11 protein-coding genes are annotated in these 16147 nt (G+C 69.8%); 8 read left to right on the top strand and 3 right to left on the bottom strand.

Going from position 1 to position 16147, the window contains the following annotated elements; all coding sequences use genetic code 11:
- The first annotated feature begins 52 nt into the window (after positions 1-52).
- From SK803_RS17320 to SK803_RS17310, 3 genes are read left to right on the top strand one after another with little or no spacing between them, the layout of a single operon-like run.
- Positions 53-1000 (top strand): TlpA family protein disulfide reductase, encoded by a 948-nt coding sequence (locus SK803_RS17320; RefSeq protein ID WP_319967042.1) that lies wholly within the window; start codon positions 53-55, stop codon positions 998-1000.
- Positions 997-2778, top strand: a complete 1782-nt coding sequence (locus SK803_RS17315) for an ABC transporter ATP-binding protein (RefSeq protein WP_319967041.1) — start codon at positions 997-999, stop codon at positions 2776-2778. Before SK803_RS17320 ends, SK803_RS17315 begins: the two co-directional genes overlap by 4 nt.
- The gene (locus SK803_RS17310) at positions 2778-3110 is read left to right on the top strand and encodes a S26 family signal peptidase (RefSeq protein WP_319967040.1); all 333 of its coding nucleotides are present in this window, start codon (positions 2778-2780) and stop codon (positions 3108-3110) included. Before SK803_RS17315 ends, SK803_RS17310 begins: the two co-directional genes overlap by 1 nt.
- On the opposite strand, the gene SK803_RS46550 is transcribed toward SK803_RS17310, so the two are convergent.
- The 3 genes from SK803_RS46550 to SK803_RS17300 are packed head-to-tail and all read right to left on the bottom strand — an operon-like array spanning position 3042 to position 4753.
- The gene (locus tag SK803_RS46550) at positions 3042-3347 is read right to left on the bottom strand and encodes a helix-turn-helix domain-containing protein (protein WP_406601544.1); all 306 of its coding nucleotides are present in this window, start codon (positions 3345-3347) and stop codon (positions 3042-3044) included. The genes SK803_RS17310 and SK803_RS46550 overlap by 69 nt on opposite strands.
- Positions 3348-4271, bottom strand: coding sequence for a sporulation-delaying protein SdpB family protein (locus SK803_RS17305; protein WP_319967039.1), 924 nt, complete (start codon positions 4269-4271; stop codon positions 3348-3350). It lies immediately after the preceding gene.
- Positions 4256-4753, bottom strand: a complete 498-nt coding sequence (locus SK803_RS17300; RefSeq protein WP_319967038.1) for a hypothetical protein — start codon at positions 4751-4753, stop codon at positions 4256-4258. Before SK803_RS17300 ends, SK803_RS17305 begins: the two co-directional genes overlap by 16 nt.
- A 19-nt stretch (positions 4754-4772) precedes the next feature.
- On the opposite strand from SK803_RS17300, the gene SK803_RS17295 reads away from it, so the two are divergent.
- The 5 genes from SK803_RS17295 to SK803_RS17275 all read left to right on the top strand — a co-directional run bounded on the left by SK803_RS17295 (position 4773) and on the right by SK803_RS17275 (position 16139).
- Positions 4773-4901: a hypothetical protein gene (locus tag SK803_RS17295; protein ID WP_319967037.1), complete on the top strand. Its 129-nt coding sequence runs from the start codon at positions 4773-4775 to the stop codon at positions 4899-4901.
- A gap of 365 nt (positions 4902-5266) precedes the next feature.
- A complete protein-coding gene (locus SK803_RS17290; RefSeq protein ID WP_319967036.1) occupies positions 5267-8284 on the top strand; it encodes an AfsR/SARP family transcriptional regulator in 3018 nt (1005 codons plus the stop codon).
- Between the two features lie 772 nt (positions 8285-9056).
- Positions 9057-12092: a BTAD domain-containing putative transcriptional regulator gene (locus SK803_RS17285; protein ID WP_319967035.1), complete on the top strand. Its 3036-nt coding sequence runs from the start codon at positions 9057-9059 to the stop codon at positions 12090-12092.
- A 163-nt stretch (positions 12093-12255) separates the two neighbouring features.
- Positions 12256-12984: a thioesterase II family protein gene (locus SK803_RS17280; protein ID WP_319967034.1), complete on the top strand. Its 729-nt coding sequence runs from the start codon at positions 12256-12258 to the stop codon at positions 12982-12984.
- Complete coding sequence (locus tag SK803_RS17275; RefSeq protein WP_319967033.1) at positions 12981-16139, top strand: non-ribosomal peptide synthetase; 3159 nt, start codon at positions 12981-12983, stop codon at positions 16137-16139. The genes SK803_RS17280 and SK803_RS17275 overlap by 4 nt, the downstream gene beginning before the upstream one ends.
- Positions 16140-16147: the final 8 nt, after the last annotated feature.

Below are 16147 nucleotides of genomic sequence, written 5' to 3'. Positions count from 1 at the left end.
TGCCGGCGAGCGCGCGTCGCCGGCACCCCGCACCTGCTGCTGGAGGCCTGACGTGGTCGATCTGTTCGCACGTGTGTTGCTCGCCGCGGTGTTCCTCGCGGCTTTCGCCGGCAAGGTGCGTGGCCGGCAGGTGTTCGCGGAGTTCAGGGACTCCGTTGCCGCTGTCGCGCCGCGGTTGCCCGCCCGGCCGGTCGCCGTCGCGATTCTCGCGGGGGAGGCGGTTGCCGTTGTGCTGCTTGCTGTTCCTGGAACGAGGCTGGGGTATGCGGCTGTCATCGCGTTGTTGGCGGTGTTCTGCGGTGGCGTCCTGCTGGCCGTCCACGGCGGGAAACCGGTGCGCTGCCGGTGTTTTGGCGCGGACGGCGATGTGCTGGGGCCCAGGCATCTCGTTCGCAACGGGGCGTTGATCGCTGTTGCTCTTGCCGGTGCGTTCGTGACGACGCCCGCCTCTTGGGAGGAACCGTTGACCCTGCTCACGATTGCCGTTGTGCTGCTTGCCGTCGTGGTGGCGCTGCACGTGTTGTTCACGTACGGGCTGGTGGCGAAGGTTCGGGAACTTCAGGAGAACTCGGGGCCGCCGCGCAACACGAACCTGCCGCAGCCCGGCACGGTGATCCGGCCGTTCTCGATCGTCGACACCGACGGCATCGCGTTCACCGACGCCGATCTCGACGGACCGGTGCAGGTCGGGTTCTTCTCGGTCGGGTGTGGGCCTTGCCGGACGCTCAGCGACGCGTTGCTGGCCGATCCGCCCGCCGCGCGATTCGTGTCCGTTGTGGACGGAGATCCGAGCGACCCCGAAGGCACGGCGCGGCTGGCCGAGAAGGTGAGCGGGCTCGGGCGGGTGGCGGTTGTCGGCACGGACGATCCGGTGCTGTCCGCGTTCGGTGTGATGGCGTATCCGACTTTGGTGCACACCCACGGCGGTGTGGTGACGGCGTCCGGGATCCGGCTCGGCGACTTCGCCGAGTCCGCCGACGTGCCGGCGCCGGTGGCATGATCCGGAACGCCGCCGCGGCGCTGGCCCTGCCGTTCAGGGCCGCGCCGGTAGTTGCTTCTCTGACCCTTGCTTTGACGGTGCTGGCCGGTGCCGCGCCGGCCGGTGCGGCCTGGCTGACGATGTTGCTGGTCGACGAGCTCACGTCCGGTGCGGCGAGTGCCGGGCGGGCGGCGTTCCTGGCGGTGGCGTCGGCGCTGACCGGTGGGCTCGCGATCGCGTTGCTGTACCTCTGCGGGCATCTCGGCGAGGTGGTGCGGCACCGCGTCACGCTGACCGTGGAGAGCAGGCTGTTCCGGCGGATCGCCACGTTGCCTGGGTTGCGGCACATCGAGGATCCCGCGTTCCACGACCGGTTGCGGCTCGCCGAGCAGGCCGCGCAGGAGGCTCCCGGCACGATCTCGCAGTTCACCCAGGAGGTGGTGCGGTCGGTCGTGTTGCTGGCAGGTTTCGCCGGTGCGTTGCTGGTGGTGTGGCCGCCGATGACGTTGCTGCTGCTCGCGTCCGTGGTGACGGCCGTGTTCGCGAGGCTGGCGACCGCGAGGCGGGAGGCGGCGACCGAGGAGGCGTGGGTCGCCACCGATCGGCGGCGGTTGTTCTACCGGGCGTTGCTCACGGATGTGCGGGCGGCCAAGGAGATTCGGCTGTTCGGTCTCGGGGAGTTGTTGCACGCCAGGATGGTCGGCTCGCTGACGACGGTGTCCGGGGCGCGGCTCGTGGCACAGCGGCGGGGCACGGTGGTGCAGAGCGCGCTGGCGTTGCTCGGGGCTGTGGTGGGCGGGATCGGCACTGTCGTGGTGGCGCTCAACGTCGCGGCCGGGCGGTCGTCGGTCGGTGACCTCGTGCTGTTCCTGGGGGCTGTGGCCGGGGTGCAGACCGGGCTGTCCGGGGTGGTGCTCCAGCTCGGTGAGGCCGGGCGGGCGGTGCGGTTGTTCGGGCATTACCTCGATGTCGTCGGCACGCGCGACGATCTGGTTGCGGGCACAGGTGTTCCGGCAGCTGGCGCGATCGAGCTGCGCGACGTCTGGTTCCGGTACTCGGAGGACGGGCCGTGGGTGTTGCGCGGGCTGAACCTGACCATTCCGGCGGGTGCGGCCGTGGGACTGGTCGGGGTCAACGGTGCGGGTAAGAGCACGCTGGTGAAGCTGCTGTGCCGGTTCTACGACCCGCAGCGGGGCTCGATCACGTGGGGTGGCGTGGACGTCCGGGAGCTGGACGTGCCGGCGCTGCGGGCGCGGATCGGCGTGGTGTTCCAGGAGTTCATGGCGTACGACCTGACCGCGGCCGAGAACATCGGCATCGGGCAGGTGCGGGAACTGGACAACCGGGCGCGGATCATCGGCGCGGCCGAGACGGCTCGCGTCGCGGACACCATCAACGCTCTGCCGAACGGCTACGACACGGTGTTGTCGAGGACCCATGCCGATGACGAACGGACGGGCGTGACGTTGTCCGGCGGGCAGTGGCAGCGCGTGGCTCTGGCGCGGTGCCTGATGCGCGCCGATGCGGAGTTGATGATCCTCGACGAGCCGACGTCCGGGCTGGACGCCGAAGGGGAGCATCGGGTGCACGACACCCTGCGCCGGCACGCGGAAGGCCGGACCCGGTTGCTGATCTCGCACCGGATGGCGGCATTGCGCGGTGCCGACCTCATCGTGACCCTGACCGGCGGGCGGATCGCCGAGCAGGGCAGCCACGACGAGCTGATGGACGCGGATGGCGAGTACGCCCGGCTGTTCCGGTTGCAGGCGGGCGGCTATCAGGATGTGAGGGTCAGCTGATGTGGATCCGAGTCACCGTGCGCGGCAACAGCATGTCGCCGACGCTGCACGACGGCCAGAAGCTGGTGGCACGCAGGCGGTTCCGGGCTCCGCGCCGTCGTGAGGTGATCGTGTTCCGGGTGCCGGACCCGGAGCTGCCGCACCGGATCAAGAGGGTGGCGGCCGTCGCGGGTGATCCGGTGCCGGCGTGGCTCGCCCCTGCGCTGCCAGGGGTGGTGCGGGTGCCGGCCGGATTCGTTGCCGTGGTGGGGGACAACCCTCGTTCACAGGACTCCCGTCAGCTGGGATTGGTTGACTGCCGAGACGTCGTCGGTACGGTTCGGGGTAGTTGATCGAGTTCGTTTGCAGGCGGCGACCCAGCGCAAGCGCCAGCGCATGGGATCGCCTCCGCACGCCCGCGCGATCGCCAGCACCGTGTCGAGCTTGGGAAAACGGCGGCCGGTCAACGCGTCGTGCAGTGTGCTGCGGGCACAACCGGTGCGGCGTGCCAGTTCGCGATAGGACATGCCGACCAGCAGACGCAGCTCGTCCAGGTCGACGCCGAGCTCTGTCCTGCCCCCTGTGGTCATTCAGACTCCCGTGGTCGTCGGTCCTCCGTTCCTCTCCTCTTCAGCCCACTGCATGGTTACCGGAGCGAGACCGTCTTCGCCACCGTGCTCCGAACGGCCGCCGCTCGCCACCGCCACGAGGCTGATCATCACTAGTCCGAAGCTCACGAGGCCGAGTGCCACGATGATGCCGCCGTGCAGCACAACGGCGAGCAGGAGTCCGATCCGGCGCAGGGCCGAATTTCCGAAAACGCACACCACGATCGCTGATTCGAGCAGGATCGTGCCCCACGTGATCGTGGGCGTCAGAACGCTTGATCCAAGGATCTCCGCGAGTTCTGGAACCGTTCCGAAATAGGCGTCCTGCAGAACGAAGTGCATCGCGCTGCCGTCCCGCCATTCCGGTTCCACGACTTTGATCCAGACCGCCTGCCCGTAGATGATCGCGGCCTGCAATCGGATTATCTGATGGGTGACATAGGCGCTGCCTCTCCACCACTCCGGTAATGGGGTGGCGGGCCGTCTCCAATGCCAGATCCGATCATCGGCCAGACACAGCGGGATCAGCAGCAGCGTGACGATCCTGGCCACGTTCTCACCGCCGTTGGGCACGTGGATCGCGGCGGCCAGGCTGAAAGTGGCGTACCAGTGCGGAATGCAGGTCCAGCGCGGCCGATAACCCGACGCGGCGAGCACCAGGACGGCGATTGTTACAAACCGGAAAACTGTCTGAGCTGTTGGTGAAGAGTCGGCACACCAGAGCGAAAGAGCGCGCAGGCCGTTACAACGAGGCCCCGTTGGGCCATTCGGCACAACGGGGAAAAGGTCGGTGTCCGAGGTGAACAGCAGAACGCCGAGTTCGGCGATCGCGACCAGCGAGCGGGCGGCGCCGAGGGTGATCGTGCGCGGCTCGAACGCGAGCGCGCGGGCTACCGCGGTGCGCACTGAAGATCAACGACGGCGACCCGGACGACGTGCCGGGCCGTGGTGTCGCGGCTGGGGTGCTCGACGGTGAACGCCGTCGGCCCACAGGGCACGTCCGGTGGAAAATAGCTGTTCAAGGGCAGTTTCGGTGCCTTGGTGATGACGGCGGCGCAGTCGGTGACCGTCGCCGCCGCGCAGTCACGCCAGTGATCGTCCGGAAGCGCGTCCACGGTGGCCAGCAGTCGCGACAGGTCGGCGTAGGACCGGCGGTCCAGGCCGTGCAGGTAGCCCCGATCACCCGCGGTCCGGGTGATCGGGACGAACGTGCCCGCGGGCTCGTCGTAGTGGTACGCGACGATGAACTCGCGCCCGGCCGAATTGGTGAAGAGCTGCATTCCCTGTGGCCAGATCAGCCGGAGAGTCTCACGCTGGGCGCTGATTCGCGGCCCGACCAGATCGGCGGGCAACTGGGCGACGGTGGCCGCGAGGAGAATCGTCCCCAATACGGCTCCTGTGAAGGCCATGCCCTTCGCGGCACGTGCCTGGGCGTCCATTTCGGAGGACATCGGACCGGCTGACCGGATTGATCAGCACTCGGTGGTGCAGGGTCCGATGATCGCCGCGGTCCTGGTGGTCAACTCAGCGGGCTGAGTGTCTGAAGCGGAACTGGCGAGCGTTACGGTGACAAGTGCCACCGCTGCCAATAGCGCGCCGAAGAAACCGGCCTTTCTCATCTTTCTTGATCCCCTCTGAAGTGCGACGAGGAACCTCCCTGCCTCGTCGCTGCGGAGGGGAATATGGCAGCGTTTGTCCAGTTCGTCAACTTGTAACGGGGTGTGCACGACCGGTGCCTGAGGGTGATTCCACGCGACCCTGAATCGGTACAGCAAGCCGGACGTATCTTTCGCCCGCATGCCGACTCTTAAAGGTGATATCTCATGAACTCGCTGCGGTACCACTGGCGTCCACCGCTGGCTCCACCCCGTCGTGGTCCGAGATGGAAAGCGTGCGGCTGAATGGAATATGGCATTTTGGGCCCGCTGGAACTGCGGTCCGCGGGGCGCTCGGTCGCGCTCGGAGGGGAGCGTCAGCAGAAGCTGCTGGCACTGCTGCTGCTCAACACCGGCGCGGTCGTCACGTTCGACCGGCTGATCGACGAGCTGTGGGACGACCCGCCGCAGACCGCCCGCCGCCAGGTCTGCAACGCGGCGGCCGCGGTGCGCCGGGTCGTGCCTCCGGACGGACGGCTGATCACCAGCACCCACGGCTACCGGCTCGACCTGCCGGACGGGTGCCTGGACGCGGACGTGTTCCGTGCTCGGCTTCGCGACGCGGAAGCCGCTGTGTCCCGCGGAAAGCCGGCGCAGGCGGTGGAGTTGCTGCAGGCCGCGCTCGACCTGTGGCGAGGTCCGGTGTTGACCGGTCTGTGTTCCGCGTCGATCGACGCGGCAGGTCAGGGGTTGCGGGAAGAACGACTTCAGGCCGTGGAGAGGCTCGCCGCGTTGCGCCTCGAACTGGGTGAGGTCACCTCGTTGCTGGGGCAGCTCGCGGGCCAGGTCGCCGAACACCCGTTGCGGGAGTCGTTGCGCGCCACCCTGATGCGGGCACTGGACCGGGCGGGCCGCCGCGGTGACGCGCTGACCGTGTTCGAGGAGGGGCGCCGCGCGCTGGCAGAGGAGCTGGGCGCCGACCCCGGTCCCGAGCTCCAGCGCCTGCACGCCGAACTCCTGCGCGTGGCACCCGCGGTGGTGCGCCGCTCGCCGTTGCCGTTCGACATCCCCGACTTCACCGGGCGTGAGTCCGAAGTGGACTGGCTGGTCGCCGCGATCGAGACGCGGTCGCAGACGATCGTGGCCATCGAGGGCATGGGCGGCATCGGCAAGACCGCATTGGCCGTGCACGTCGCGCACCGCCTCGAAGACCGCTTTCCCGACGGGCGCTGTTACGTCGACCTGCGCGGCTTCACCGCGGGCACCCCGCCGATGAGTGCGGGCGCCGCCCTCGAACTGCTGTTGCGCCAGATCGGTGTGCCGGCGGAGGAGATCCCGGTCGACCCGGACGCACGCCGCGACCTCTGGCTGACCGAGGTGTCCCAGCGCCGCGTGCTGGTGGTGCTCGACAACGCGGCCGGCGCGAACCAGGTCCGGCCGCTGCTGCCCGGCGCTCCCGGCGCGGTGGTGATCGTGGTGAGCCGCTGCCACCTGATGTCCATCGAGGGTGCCATCCCGGTCTCGCTCGACGTGCTGCCCGCCGCCGACGCGATAGCGCTGTTCCGCCGAGTCGCGGGTCCCGGCCGTGCGGACGCCGAACCGGCGGCCGTCGCGGACGTGGTCTCGTTGTGCGGCAGGCTGCCGCTGGCGATCAGGATCGCCGCGTCCCGGTTCTGCCGAAGACCCTGGACCGTCGCCCACCTCGCCGACCAGCTGCGCGATCGGCAACGCCGCGCCCGCGCGTTCACCGCGAACGACCTGAGCGTGGCCGGCGTGCTCGCCCTGTCGTACCACCATCTCGCACCGGACCGACAGAACCTGTTCCGGCTGCTCTCCCTGGTCCCCGGCGCCGACTTCGACGCGCACGCCGCCGCGGCGATGGCCGGCGTCCCGGAGTACGACGCGCAGGACGTCCTGGAAGAGCTGGTCGAGTGCAACCTGTTGATGCAGCGCACCTCTGACCGCTACTGCCTGCACGACCTCGTCCGCGACTGCGCCCGTGACCTCGCGGACGCCGCCGAGTCACCGTCCGAACTGGACACCGCGCGGCACCGGCTGTTCGACTACTACCTGCACCTGGCCGACGTGCGCGGCCGCCGCATCCTGCCGGGACGCCGCGACTTCTCGCCGGACCTCCGCTGGCCGCCGTCGCTACCGCCGTCGGAGTCCGAAGAGGACGACATCCGCCAGCTCCGAGCCGAGTACAAGAACATGGTGGCGGTGGCCGATTACGCCAGCGCGCACGGCTGGCACGTGCACGCGTGGCAGCTGCCGTGCCTGCTCATGCCGTACCTGGCCCGCGCGGGACTGCGGTCCGGCGTGCTGGAGCTGTCCCGCAACGCACTCGCCGCCGCCCAAGCCCTCGGCGACCGGTGCGGCGAGTCCATGGCGCTGAAGAACATCGCTTTCGCACTGCGCGAAGCCGGCCGGCACGGCGAGGTGCTGGAGTTCCTCGCCGAGTCCATCGCGATCAGCCGCGAACTGGGCGACCTGCCCGCCGCGGTGGGCGGACTGCGCGACCTGGGCGCCTCACAGGTGCAGGCGGGCATGCTGGACGCCGCGGCCGTGAGCTTCGCCGAGGCGGTCGCGCTGGCACGATCGATCAACGACCAGCGTGCCGAGGTCAACTCGACCATCGATCTGGGCTTCGTCGACTGCAACCTGGGCCGATACGGCGAGGCCGACGCACGGTTCCGCAACGCGTTGTCGATGCACCAGGTGGCCGGGTACGTCGGCGGCGAGGTCGTCGTCCTCATCAACATCGGCTGGCTGGCCCAGCTCCGCGGCCGGGACGCGGAAGCCGTAGTCGCGCTGGAACGCGCCGTGCGGCTGAGCCGGGAGATCGGCATGAGCCGCGGCGAGGGCATTTCCCTTGCCTGGCTGGGGGTCACGTATCGGCGGCTGGGTCGCCTCGCGGACGCCGTCGCGGTGGGGCGGGAAGCGCTGGAGTCGGCGCGGCGGATGGACCTGCGCGAGCCGGAGGGTGACGCGCTGAACGGGCTCGCGGAGACCTACCTCGCCGGTGGGCGGGTTCGCGAGGCCGAGGAGATGTGGCGGGCCGCGGAGGAGTTGGCGCGGGCGGGGGCGTTGCCGATGGTGCGGGCTCGGGCGTACGAGGGGCTGGCCCACGTCGCTGCCGGGCGGGGCGAGGTCGAGTGGGCTCGCACGCATTGGGAGCGGGCGGTGGAGCTGTATCCGGATGGGGCGGTCGATGCGGAGAACCCCTTGGCGCACCTGGGTGACGCCGATGCTCGGTGCATGCGGTGCGTTTGCGGGCCGGAGAGTCGGCTGACGGTGCTGCGTGAGGTCGCGTCGGTGGGCTGAAGTGGCGGTGGATCGGGGCCGCTGACGCGTGGCTGGGCTGACTGGGGTTGCTGGTGATGGTGCGCGGTGGGCGGCTGGGGAGTCGTTGCGACGCTGGCAGGTCGGGTCGGGTCGTGGTGGGCGGCTGAGGCAACGCTGTGATCGTCGCGGTTGGGTTGTGGTGGGCTGGGGCGGTGTGGTCGTTCCGTGTCGTCGCGTGGCTGGGCTGACTGGTGTTGCTGGTGATGGTGCGCGGTGGGCGGCTGGGGATTCGTTGCGACGCGTGCAGGTCGGGTCGGGTCGTGGTGGGCGGCTGAGGCAACGCTGTGATCGTCGCGGTTGGGTTGTGGTGGGCTGGGGCGGTGTGGTCGTTCCGTGTCGTCGCGTGGCTGGGCTGACTGGTGTTGCTGGTGATGGCGCGCGGTGGGCGGCTGGGGAATCGCTGCGACGCGTGCAGGTCGGGTCGGGTCGTGGTGGGCGGCTGAGGCAACGCTGCGATCGTGGCGGTTGGGTTGTGGTGGGCGGGGGTGCTGCGGTCGTTCCGTGTTGCCGCGCGGCTGGGCTGATCGGGTTTGTTGGTCGTGGCGTGTGGCGTGTGGCGGGCTGCTGCGGAATCGCTGCCCCATCGCGGCCGTGTTGTGGTGGGCTGAGGCACCTTGGTCGTCCCCCTGCTCGTCAGGCACGTGGGCTGAGCTGGGGCGATGGCGTGCATCGGTCGTCGATGCGGCACGGATGCAAGGTGTTGGTGCACTCGTTCTCGTCAGGACGTACGGCGAGGAAATGGTGTTCGAAGATGCTGCAGCCCGCGTTACCGGCCCGGCTGGTCGATCGGCCCGCGCTGACCGCGTTGCTCGATGCCGCGGCCGCTCACAAGGTGGTCGTGGTGAAGGCTGGGCCTGGTTGGGGGAAGACCACGTCGGTGGCCGCGTGGGCGGCGACGCGGCGGGCCTGTTGGCTGGGTGTGGGGAGTGCGGACGTCTCGTTGGAGCGGTTGTCGCGCTTGTTGTTGCGGGCGTTGCGGCAGCGGGTGCCGGGGTTGCCGGGCGAGTTGGTCACGACCACCGCGCAGGGGGCTGAGACGGTTGCCGCGCTGATCTGCGGGTTGTTGGACGTGCATCTCGACGAGCCCGTGGTGCTGGTGGTCGACGAGGTGGGGGCGTTGGCGCCGGGTGGGGACGGTGCGCGGTTGATCGAGGCGTTGTGCTTGCGCAGCCCGGAGTTGTTCAGTCTGGTGTTGCTGACGCGGGGCGAGCTGGGGTTCGCGGTGCCGGCCTGCGAGATCAACTCGGGGCAGCTCGCGTTCGGCGAGCAGGAGGTCGCGGCGCTCGTGGGGGCCGACGCGGCTGGGATGGTGCTCGCGCGGACCGGTGGGTGGCCGGCGGCCGTGGCGTTGCATCGGGAGGCGTTGGGGTGTGCGCCGAGGTCCGGTGATCTGCTGGGACAGCTGGCCGCTGAGGTGCTGGCGGCGGAACCTGAGTCGACGCGGGAGTTGTTGCGGGCCATCGCGGTGCTCGGCCGGGTCAGCACTGGGCTTTGTGTGGCGTTGGGGTTCGCCGATGTCCGGGAGACGTTGCCGGACCTCGCCCGGCGCGGGTTGGTGTCGGGGGACGGCCGGGAGTGGAGCGTTCTCGAGCCCATCGGGGCGCTGCTCCAGGGCGACGGAGAGGTTCGGCTGCGGGCGGCGGTCTTTTGCGAACGGACCGGGGCGCACGCTGAGGCGTTGCGGCACCTCGTCGAGGCTGAGCGGTGGGACCTGGTCGCGCAGTTGTTGCTGCGCAGGGACGAACAGATCGTCGCTGGTGGTGACGCCGACGCGGTGCTCGCGGCGGTGGAACGGCTGGAGATCGACGATTCCAGGCTGTACCTGGTCTGGGGTTTTGCCCGGCAGCACAAGGGGGATTGGCTCGGGGCGTTGCACTGCTACGAGCAGGCCGGCGAGCACGGCGTGAAGCTGTCCTGGCGGATGGGGCAGCTGCACGCGCTCACCGGCCGACTAGATCGGGCGGTGGAGTTGTTCGAGCGCACGGTGTTCGACGATGTCGCGTCGCTGGACGAGGTCCGGCTGTTGTCGCTGGCGGTGCGGTGGTTCCGGGAGATCGGCAGGAACGACGAAGCGCGGGACCTGGCGGACAGGTGCGCGACGGCCGCGAAGAGATGTGGCGGGCACACCGCGTTCGCCTGGAGCAGCAAGGCTTTCGGGCTGCTCGCCGGGTACGACGGCGATCGGGTCGCGTTCGAGATGCACTACGGGCAGGCGGTCGACCGGGCGAAACGCGCCGGCAACCAGGTGCTGGAACTGGCCATCCGGTCCGAGCGGGCCTGGTGCCTGGCGAACGAGGGCGGGCCCGCCGACGCGCTCGCCGAGATCGACGAGGTCGTGGTCCTCGGCAGGCAGGCCGGGCTCACCGGCCACGAGCAGGAGTGTTTGACCACCAGGGCGCTGGCCAACGTGCGGCTCGGGCGGTTCGACGACGCGCTGGCCGACATCGGCGGGGCAGGGTGGAGCCGCGCCGGGCTGGTGATCAGGGCGGAGGTGCACCGCAGACGTGGCGAACCTGGTCAGGCGCAGGCGTTCCTCGACGAGGCGCTGGCCGTGCCGGGCGCCGATCCGCTCGCGAAGGCGACATTGGCCAGGATCATGGCGCGTGAAGACGCGGAGGCCGCGCGGCGGCTGGCCGAGGAAGCCGTTGCCGCCAGCCAGGTCATGCGGGTCCGGGAAGTTCCCGCACTGCTCGCCCGCGGCTGGGTCGCGGTGCTCGCGGGTGATCGCGAGACGGCACGGGCGGACGCGGCCATCGCGCGGGCGGTGGCGGGACGCCGGGGTGACAGGGCAGGGCTGGCCGATGCCCTGCAACTGGCGGCGGTGACCAGTGCCGACCGGAAGGCGTTGCTGGCCGAGGCCGTGAAGGTGTGGCGGGCGGCCGGGGATCCGGTGGGCGCGGCGACCGCTGAGCTGGCGTTGGCGCGGCTGACCGGGGTGGACGTCACGAAGTTCGAGAACGAACTGCGCGAGCACGGGGTGCGCACCGACGTGCCGATGGCCGACGTGCTCGGGACGGGAGTCCCCAGGAGCGCGCGGATCGTCGTGCGGACGTTCGGCGGTTTCCAGGTGCTGCGGGACGGTGTCGCGGTACCGAGCGCGCTGTGGCAGTCGAAGAAGGCGCGGGACCTGCTGAAGATCCTGGCGGCCAACCGGGGACGGCCGGTGCCGCGGCCGCAGCTGGTCGAGTTGCTGTGGCCGGACGACCTGTCGGACCGCACGGCGAACCGGTTGTCGGTGTTGTTGTCGACGGTGAGGACCGTGCTTTCGGTGCCGGGACTGCCGGCGGACGCCGAACCGCTGGTAGCCGACCGCGACACGGTTGCGCTCGATCTGTCCCTTGTGGACCTGGACGTGGCGGCGTTCCTGGGCGCGGCCCATCTCGCCCTGACCGCGCACCGGCGGGGTGAGCAGGCCGCGCTGTCGTTGCTGACCGAAGCGGACGAGCTGTACCTCGGGGAGTTCCTGGCCGAGGAACCCTATGAGCAGTGGGCGATCCAGGTGCGCGAGGAAGTGCGCGGGAGGCACACGGCGGTGCTGCGCGCGTTGGTGCAGCTGGTGCGCGATCCCGATCAACAGGTCGGGTACCTGATCCGGATGCTCGAACTCGACCGCTACGACGAGGGTGCGCACGTGCGGCTCGTGAAGGCGTTGCGGGCGGCGGGCAGGCACGGCGAGGCGCGTCGGAGATACCAGGTCTACCTCGAGCAGATGCATGAGATCGGCGTCCGTCCCGCCGAGCCGGATCTGTTCGGCAGCAGGCCTTCGGGAATCCTTCGGGCGGGCTGAGCGAACCACGGACGCGGTAGGGGCCAGGTAGCGAGACTACCTGGCCCCTACTGCGTTTTCGCTGTTCAGGGCAGGCGTAAGAGTTCCATCAGGTTTCCGGAAGGGTGCACTAAGGGCCACTTCGTAACTTCTCCCTGACGACGGAACACGGGGGGTGTGACGGGTGGGAAGCAGCTGGCTGATCTGTCCTCGGCCGAAGCCGGACGCGGCACTGCGCGTGGTGTGCGTGCCGTACGCCGGTGGCGGTGCGTCGGCCTTCTGGGACTGGGCGGAGCTGCTGGGCGACTCGGTCGAGCTCTGGTGCGCGGTGCTGCCGGGACGGGAACGCAGGTTCGCCGAGACCGCGGAGACCGAGGCGGCGCGGATCTCAGGACCGCTCGCGGAGGCGATCCGCGCGGAGATCCGGAAACCGTTGGTGCTGTTCGGTCACAGCATGGGCGGGCTGATCGCGTTCGACGTCGCCCGCAGGCTTGGCGACGACGTCGAGCACCTGTTCGTGTCCGCGGCCAAGGCCCCGCACCTGGCGTTCGGCGGTGAGCCCCACCTGCTCGACGACGACGGCCTGCTCGACTGGATGACCCTGTTGGGTGGCGTGCCCGAGGACCTGCTGGCACACAAGGAGATGCTCGCTCTGCTCCTGCCGACCCTGCGCGCCGACCTGGCCGTGTGCGCCGGATTCCACGGCACGACCGAGGTCGTCGACGTGCCCATCACGGCGTTCTCCGGCACCGACGACCCGCTCGCGTCCGTGGCCGAGGTCGCCGCCTGGCAGGACCACACCGTCGCCGGCTTCGACCTCGTGGTCCGCCCCGGCGGCCACTTCTACCTCAAAGACGATCCGGCAGCGGTGACGGGCGTCCTGCTCGCCGCCGCCAGGGAAGGTGTGCAGTGACCGACCAACGCTCCGCGGCCACCCGCGGACAGCAGCAGATCTGGTTCTCCGACCAGCTGGCGCCGGACGCCACGTTCAACACCGTGCCGGTGTACGTGGAGATCACCGGCGACCTGGACCCCTACGCGCTCGCCGCCGCACTCACCGCGGTGGTCAACCGGCACGAGCCGTTGCGCACCAGCTACCGCCTCGACGGCACCGAACTCGTACCGGAGATCGCGCTCGAAGCGCACGTGTCGATCTTGACGCGCGACCTGCGCGAGCTGAAGCCCGCCGAACGAACGGCACGCGCGGAAGCGTTGGTGGCCAACGAACTCGCTCGCCGCATTGACATCTCCAGCGGCCTGCCTCTGCGGATCGTGTTGCTGCGTCTGGAGGACGACCGGTACCAGCTCGTGCTGCTGGTCCACCACATCGCGATCGACGGCGCGTCGGTCGCGGTCATCCAGGACGAGCTGCCGCGGTGCTACCAGGCCGCGGTGGACGGCAAGAACGTGTCGCTGCCCCGCCCTTCGGTGGCGTACGGCGACATCACCACGTCGGCCGGGGACGTCGAGTACTGGCGTGAGGCGCTGGCGGACCTGCCGGAACCGCTGGAACTGCCGGCCATCCGCACCCGTCCGGCCCAGCCCGACTTCGCCGCCGAGGCACTGCCGCTGGTCGTGCCGGAGGAGCTGGCCGATGCCGTGCGGCAGGCCGCGACCCGGCACCGCTCGTCGTCGTTCATGGTGCTGCTGACCGCGTTCTCCGTGCTGCTGCACCGGTTGACCGGCTCATCCGACATCGTGGTCGGCTCGCCGTCCGCCGGACGTGAGCACGCGGACACCCACGACCTCGTCGGCTACTTCATCAACATGCTCGCGCTGCGGGTCCGCTTGGGCTGGGATCCCACCTGCAGCGAGGCCATGGACGTCGTGCGCGACGCCGTCCTGGACGCGCTCGACCGCCGCGAGACCCCGTTCCACGAGGTCTGCGAGGCACTAGGACAGACCGGTGACGTGGACCGGCACCCGATCTTCCAGGTCGTGTTCGCGTCCCCGCCGCCGCTGGCCGGACCGCTGGCCGCCGGCGGGTGCGTGTTCACCTTCACCCAGGGCACCAGCAGCCAGGGTCTCTACGACCTCGAACTCCAGCTGCCCGACTCCGGCGCCGGCGAGATGCGCGGCTGGGTCAAGTTCCGCACCGCGCTCTACCGGCGCGCCGACGTCGTCGATCTGACCGAGCGTTTCGCCACCGTGCTCGGCCAGCTCACCACGACGCCGGACGTGCGGCTGTCGAACCTGTCGCTGCTGTCCGCCGACGAACACGTGCGCGTCGTCCGTGACCTCAACGCCAACGCGACTCCGTACCCGGCGGACGCGACGCTGGTGGAGCTGTTCGAACAGACCGTTGATCGGTTCACCGATTCCGTGGCCGTCGAGTTCGGCGCCACTCGGCTCACGTACTCGGAGCTGGACCAGCGGGCGAACCGCCTTGCCGCCCATCTCGGCACGCTGGGCGTCACCGTGGGAACTCCAGTCGGGATCCTGGCCGGCCGCGGCGTGGACTGGATCGTCGCCGCGATCGCCGTGCTCAAGGCTGGTGGCGCTTATCTGCCGCTCGACCCGGAATACCCGCTCGAACGCCAGCAGGCGCTGTGCGCTGATGCTTCCGTGGCTGTCGTGGTCGCAGATCGCTCTGTGGCGCTGGATGTCGAGCTCGTCGACCTCACCGCGATGGTCCTCACCTGCCCGGCTGACCGTCCACAACGGACTCTGGTCGCGGACGACCTCGCGTACGTGATGTACACGTCCGGCTCGACCGGGATGCCGAAGGGCGTCTGCGTCAGCCATCGCAACGTGATCCGGCTGGTCCGCGACACGAACTACGTCGAGTTCGGGCCCGGTGACCGGGTCGCGCAGGCGTCCACGACCACGTTCGACGCGGCGACGTTCGAGATCTGGGGCGCGCTGCTCAACGGCGGCCGGCTGATCGGCCTGCCCAAGGACGTCGCGCTCGACCCGGCGGCGCTGGGGGAGTGGTTGCGCTCCAACGAGATCGACACGCTGTTCCTCACGACGTCGGTCGCCATGCACGTGGCACGGGAGATGCCCGCTGCGCTGTCCGGGTTGCGGTATTTCGTGTTCGGTGGCGAGCAGCCGGACGAGCACGCTGTTGCGACGCTCATCGCTTGTCCCGGTGGTCCTGAGCACGTGGTGAACGGCTACGGGCCGACCGAGACCACGACTTTCGCTTCCAGCCACGAATGTGGGCGCGCTGAGGGGCGCATTCCGTTGGGGCGCGCGCTCAGCAACACCCAGCTGTACGTGGTGGACCAGTACCTGGAGCCGGTACCGCCGATGGCTGTCGGAGAGCTGTGCATCGGTGGTGACGGCGTTGGCCGTGGTTACGTGGGCAATCCGGCTTTGACGGCCGAGAAGTTCGTGCCGGACCACGTGAGCGGCAAGACCGGAGCGCGGCTTTACCGGACCGGTGACCTCGCCCGGCTGCTGCCCGACGGGACGTTCGAGTACCTGGGCCGGGCCGACCGGCAGGTGAAGATCCGCGGGTTCCGGATCGAACCGGGCGAGGTAGAAGCCTGTCTGCACTCGTCGGGTCTCGTGCGCCAGGCCGTGGTCGTGCCCCGTGCCGATGCGGCCGGCGACGTCAGCCTGGTCGGCTACGTGGTGCTGGAGCAGGCCGGTGACGAGCAGCTCGACGAGCTGACGCGACACGTCCGGGAGTCCCTGCCGGCCTACCTGGTGCCGTCCGCGCTGGTTCCATTGGAGACACTGCCGTTGACCCGCAACGGAAAGCTCGACCTGCGGGCGTTGCCCGATCCGGAGATCGCCGCCGAGGAACCGGACGAGCCGGAGACGCTGACCGAGGTCGCCGTCGCGAACCTGTGGCGGCAGGTGCTCGGCGCGGAGTCGGTCGGGCGCGAGTCGAACTTCTTCGACCTCGGCGGCCATTCGTTGAAGGCGGCCCGGATCCTGTCGCGGATCGAGAGCGAACTGGGGGTCCGGCTGCCGATGCGGTCGCTGTTCGACCACCCGACCGTCGCCGGCATCGCGACCGAGGTCGACCGGCTGCGTGATGTCACACCCGTGTCCGTCGGGACGATCCGAGCAGAGGCCAGGTCCTCGCTCTCCGTCGCCGACCTGCTCGATCTGTGAAGGAGGGG

Origin of the sequence: Lentzea miocenica (assembly GCF_033949945.1) — a bacterium.
Classification (GTDB): domain Bacteria; phylum Actinomycetota; class Actinomycetes; order Mycobacteriales; family Pseudonocardiaceae; genus Lentzea; species Lentzea miocenica.
This window is presented reverse-complemented; position numbering and strand designations above follow the sequence as displayed.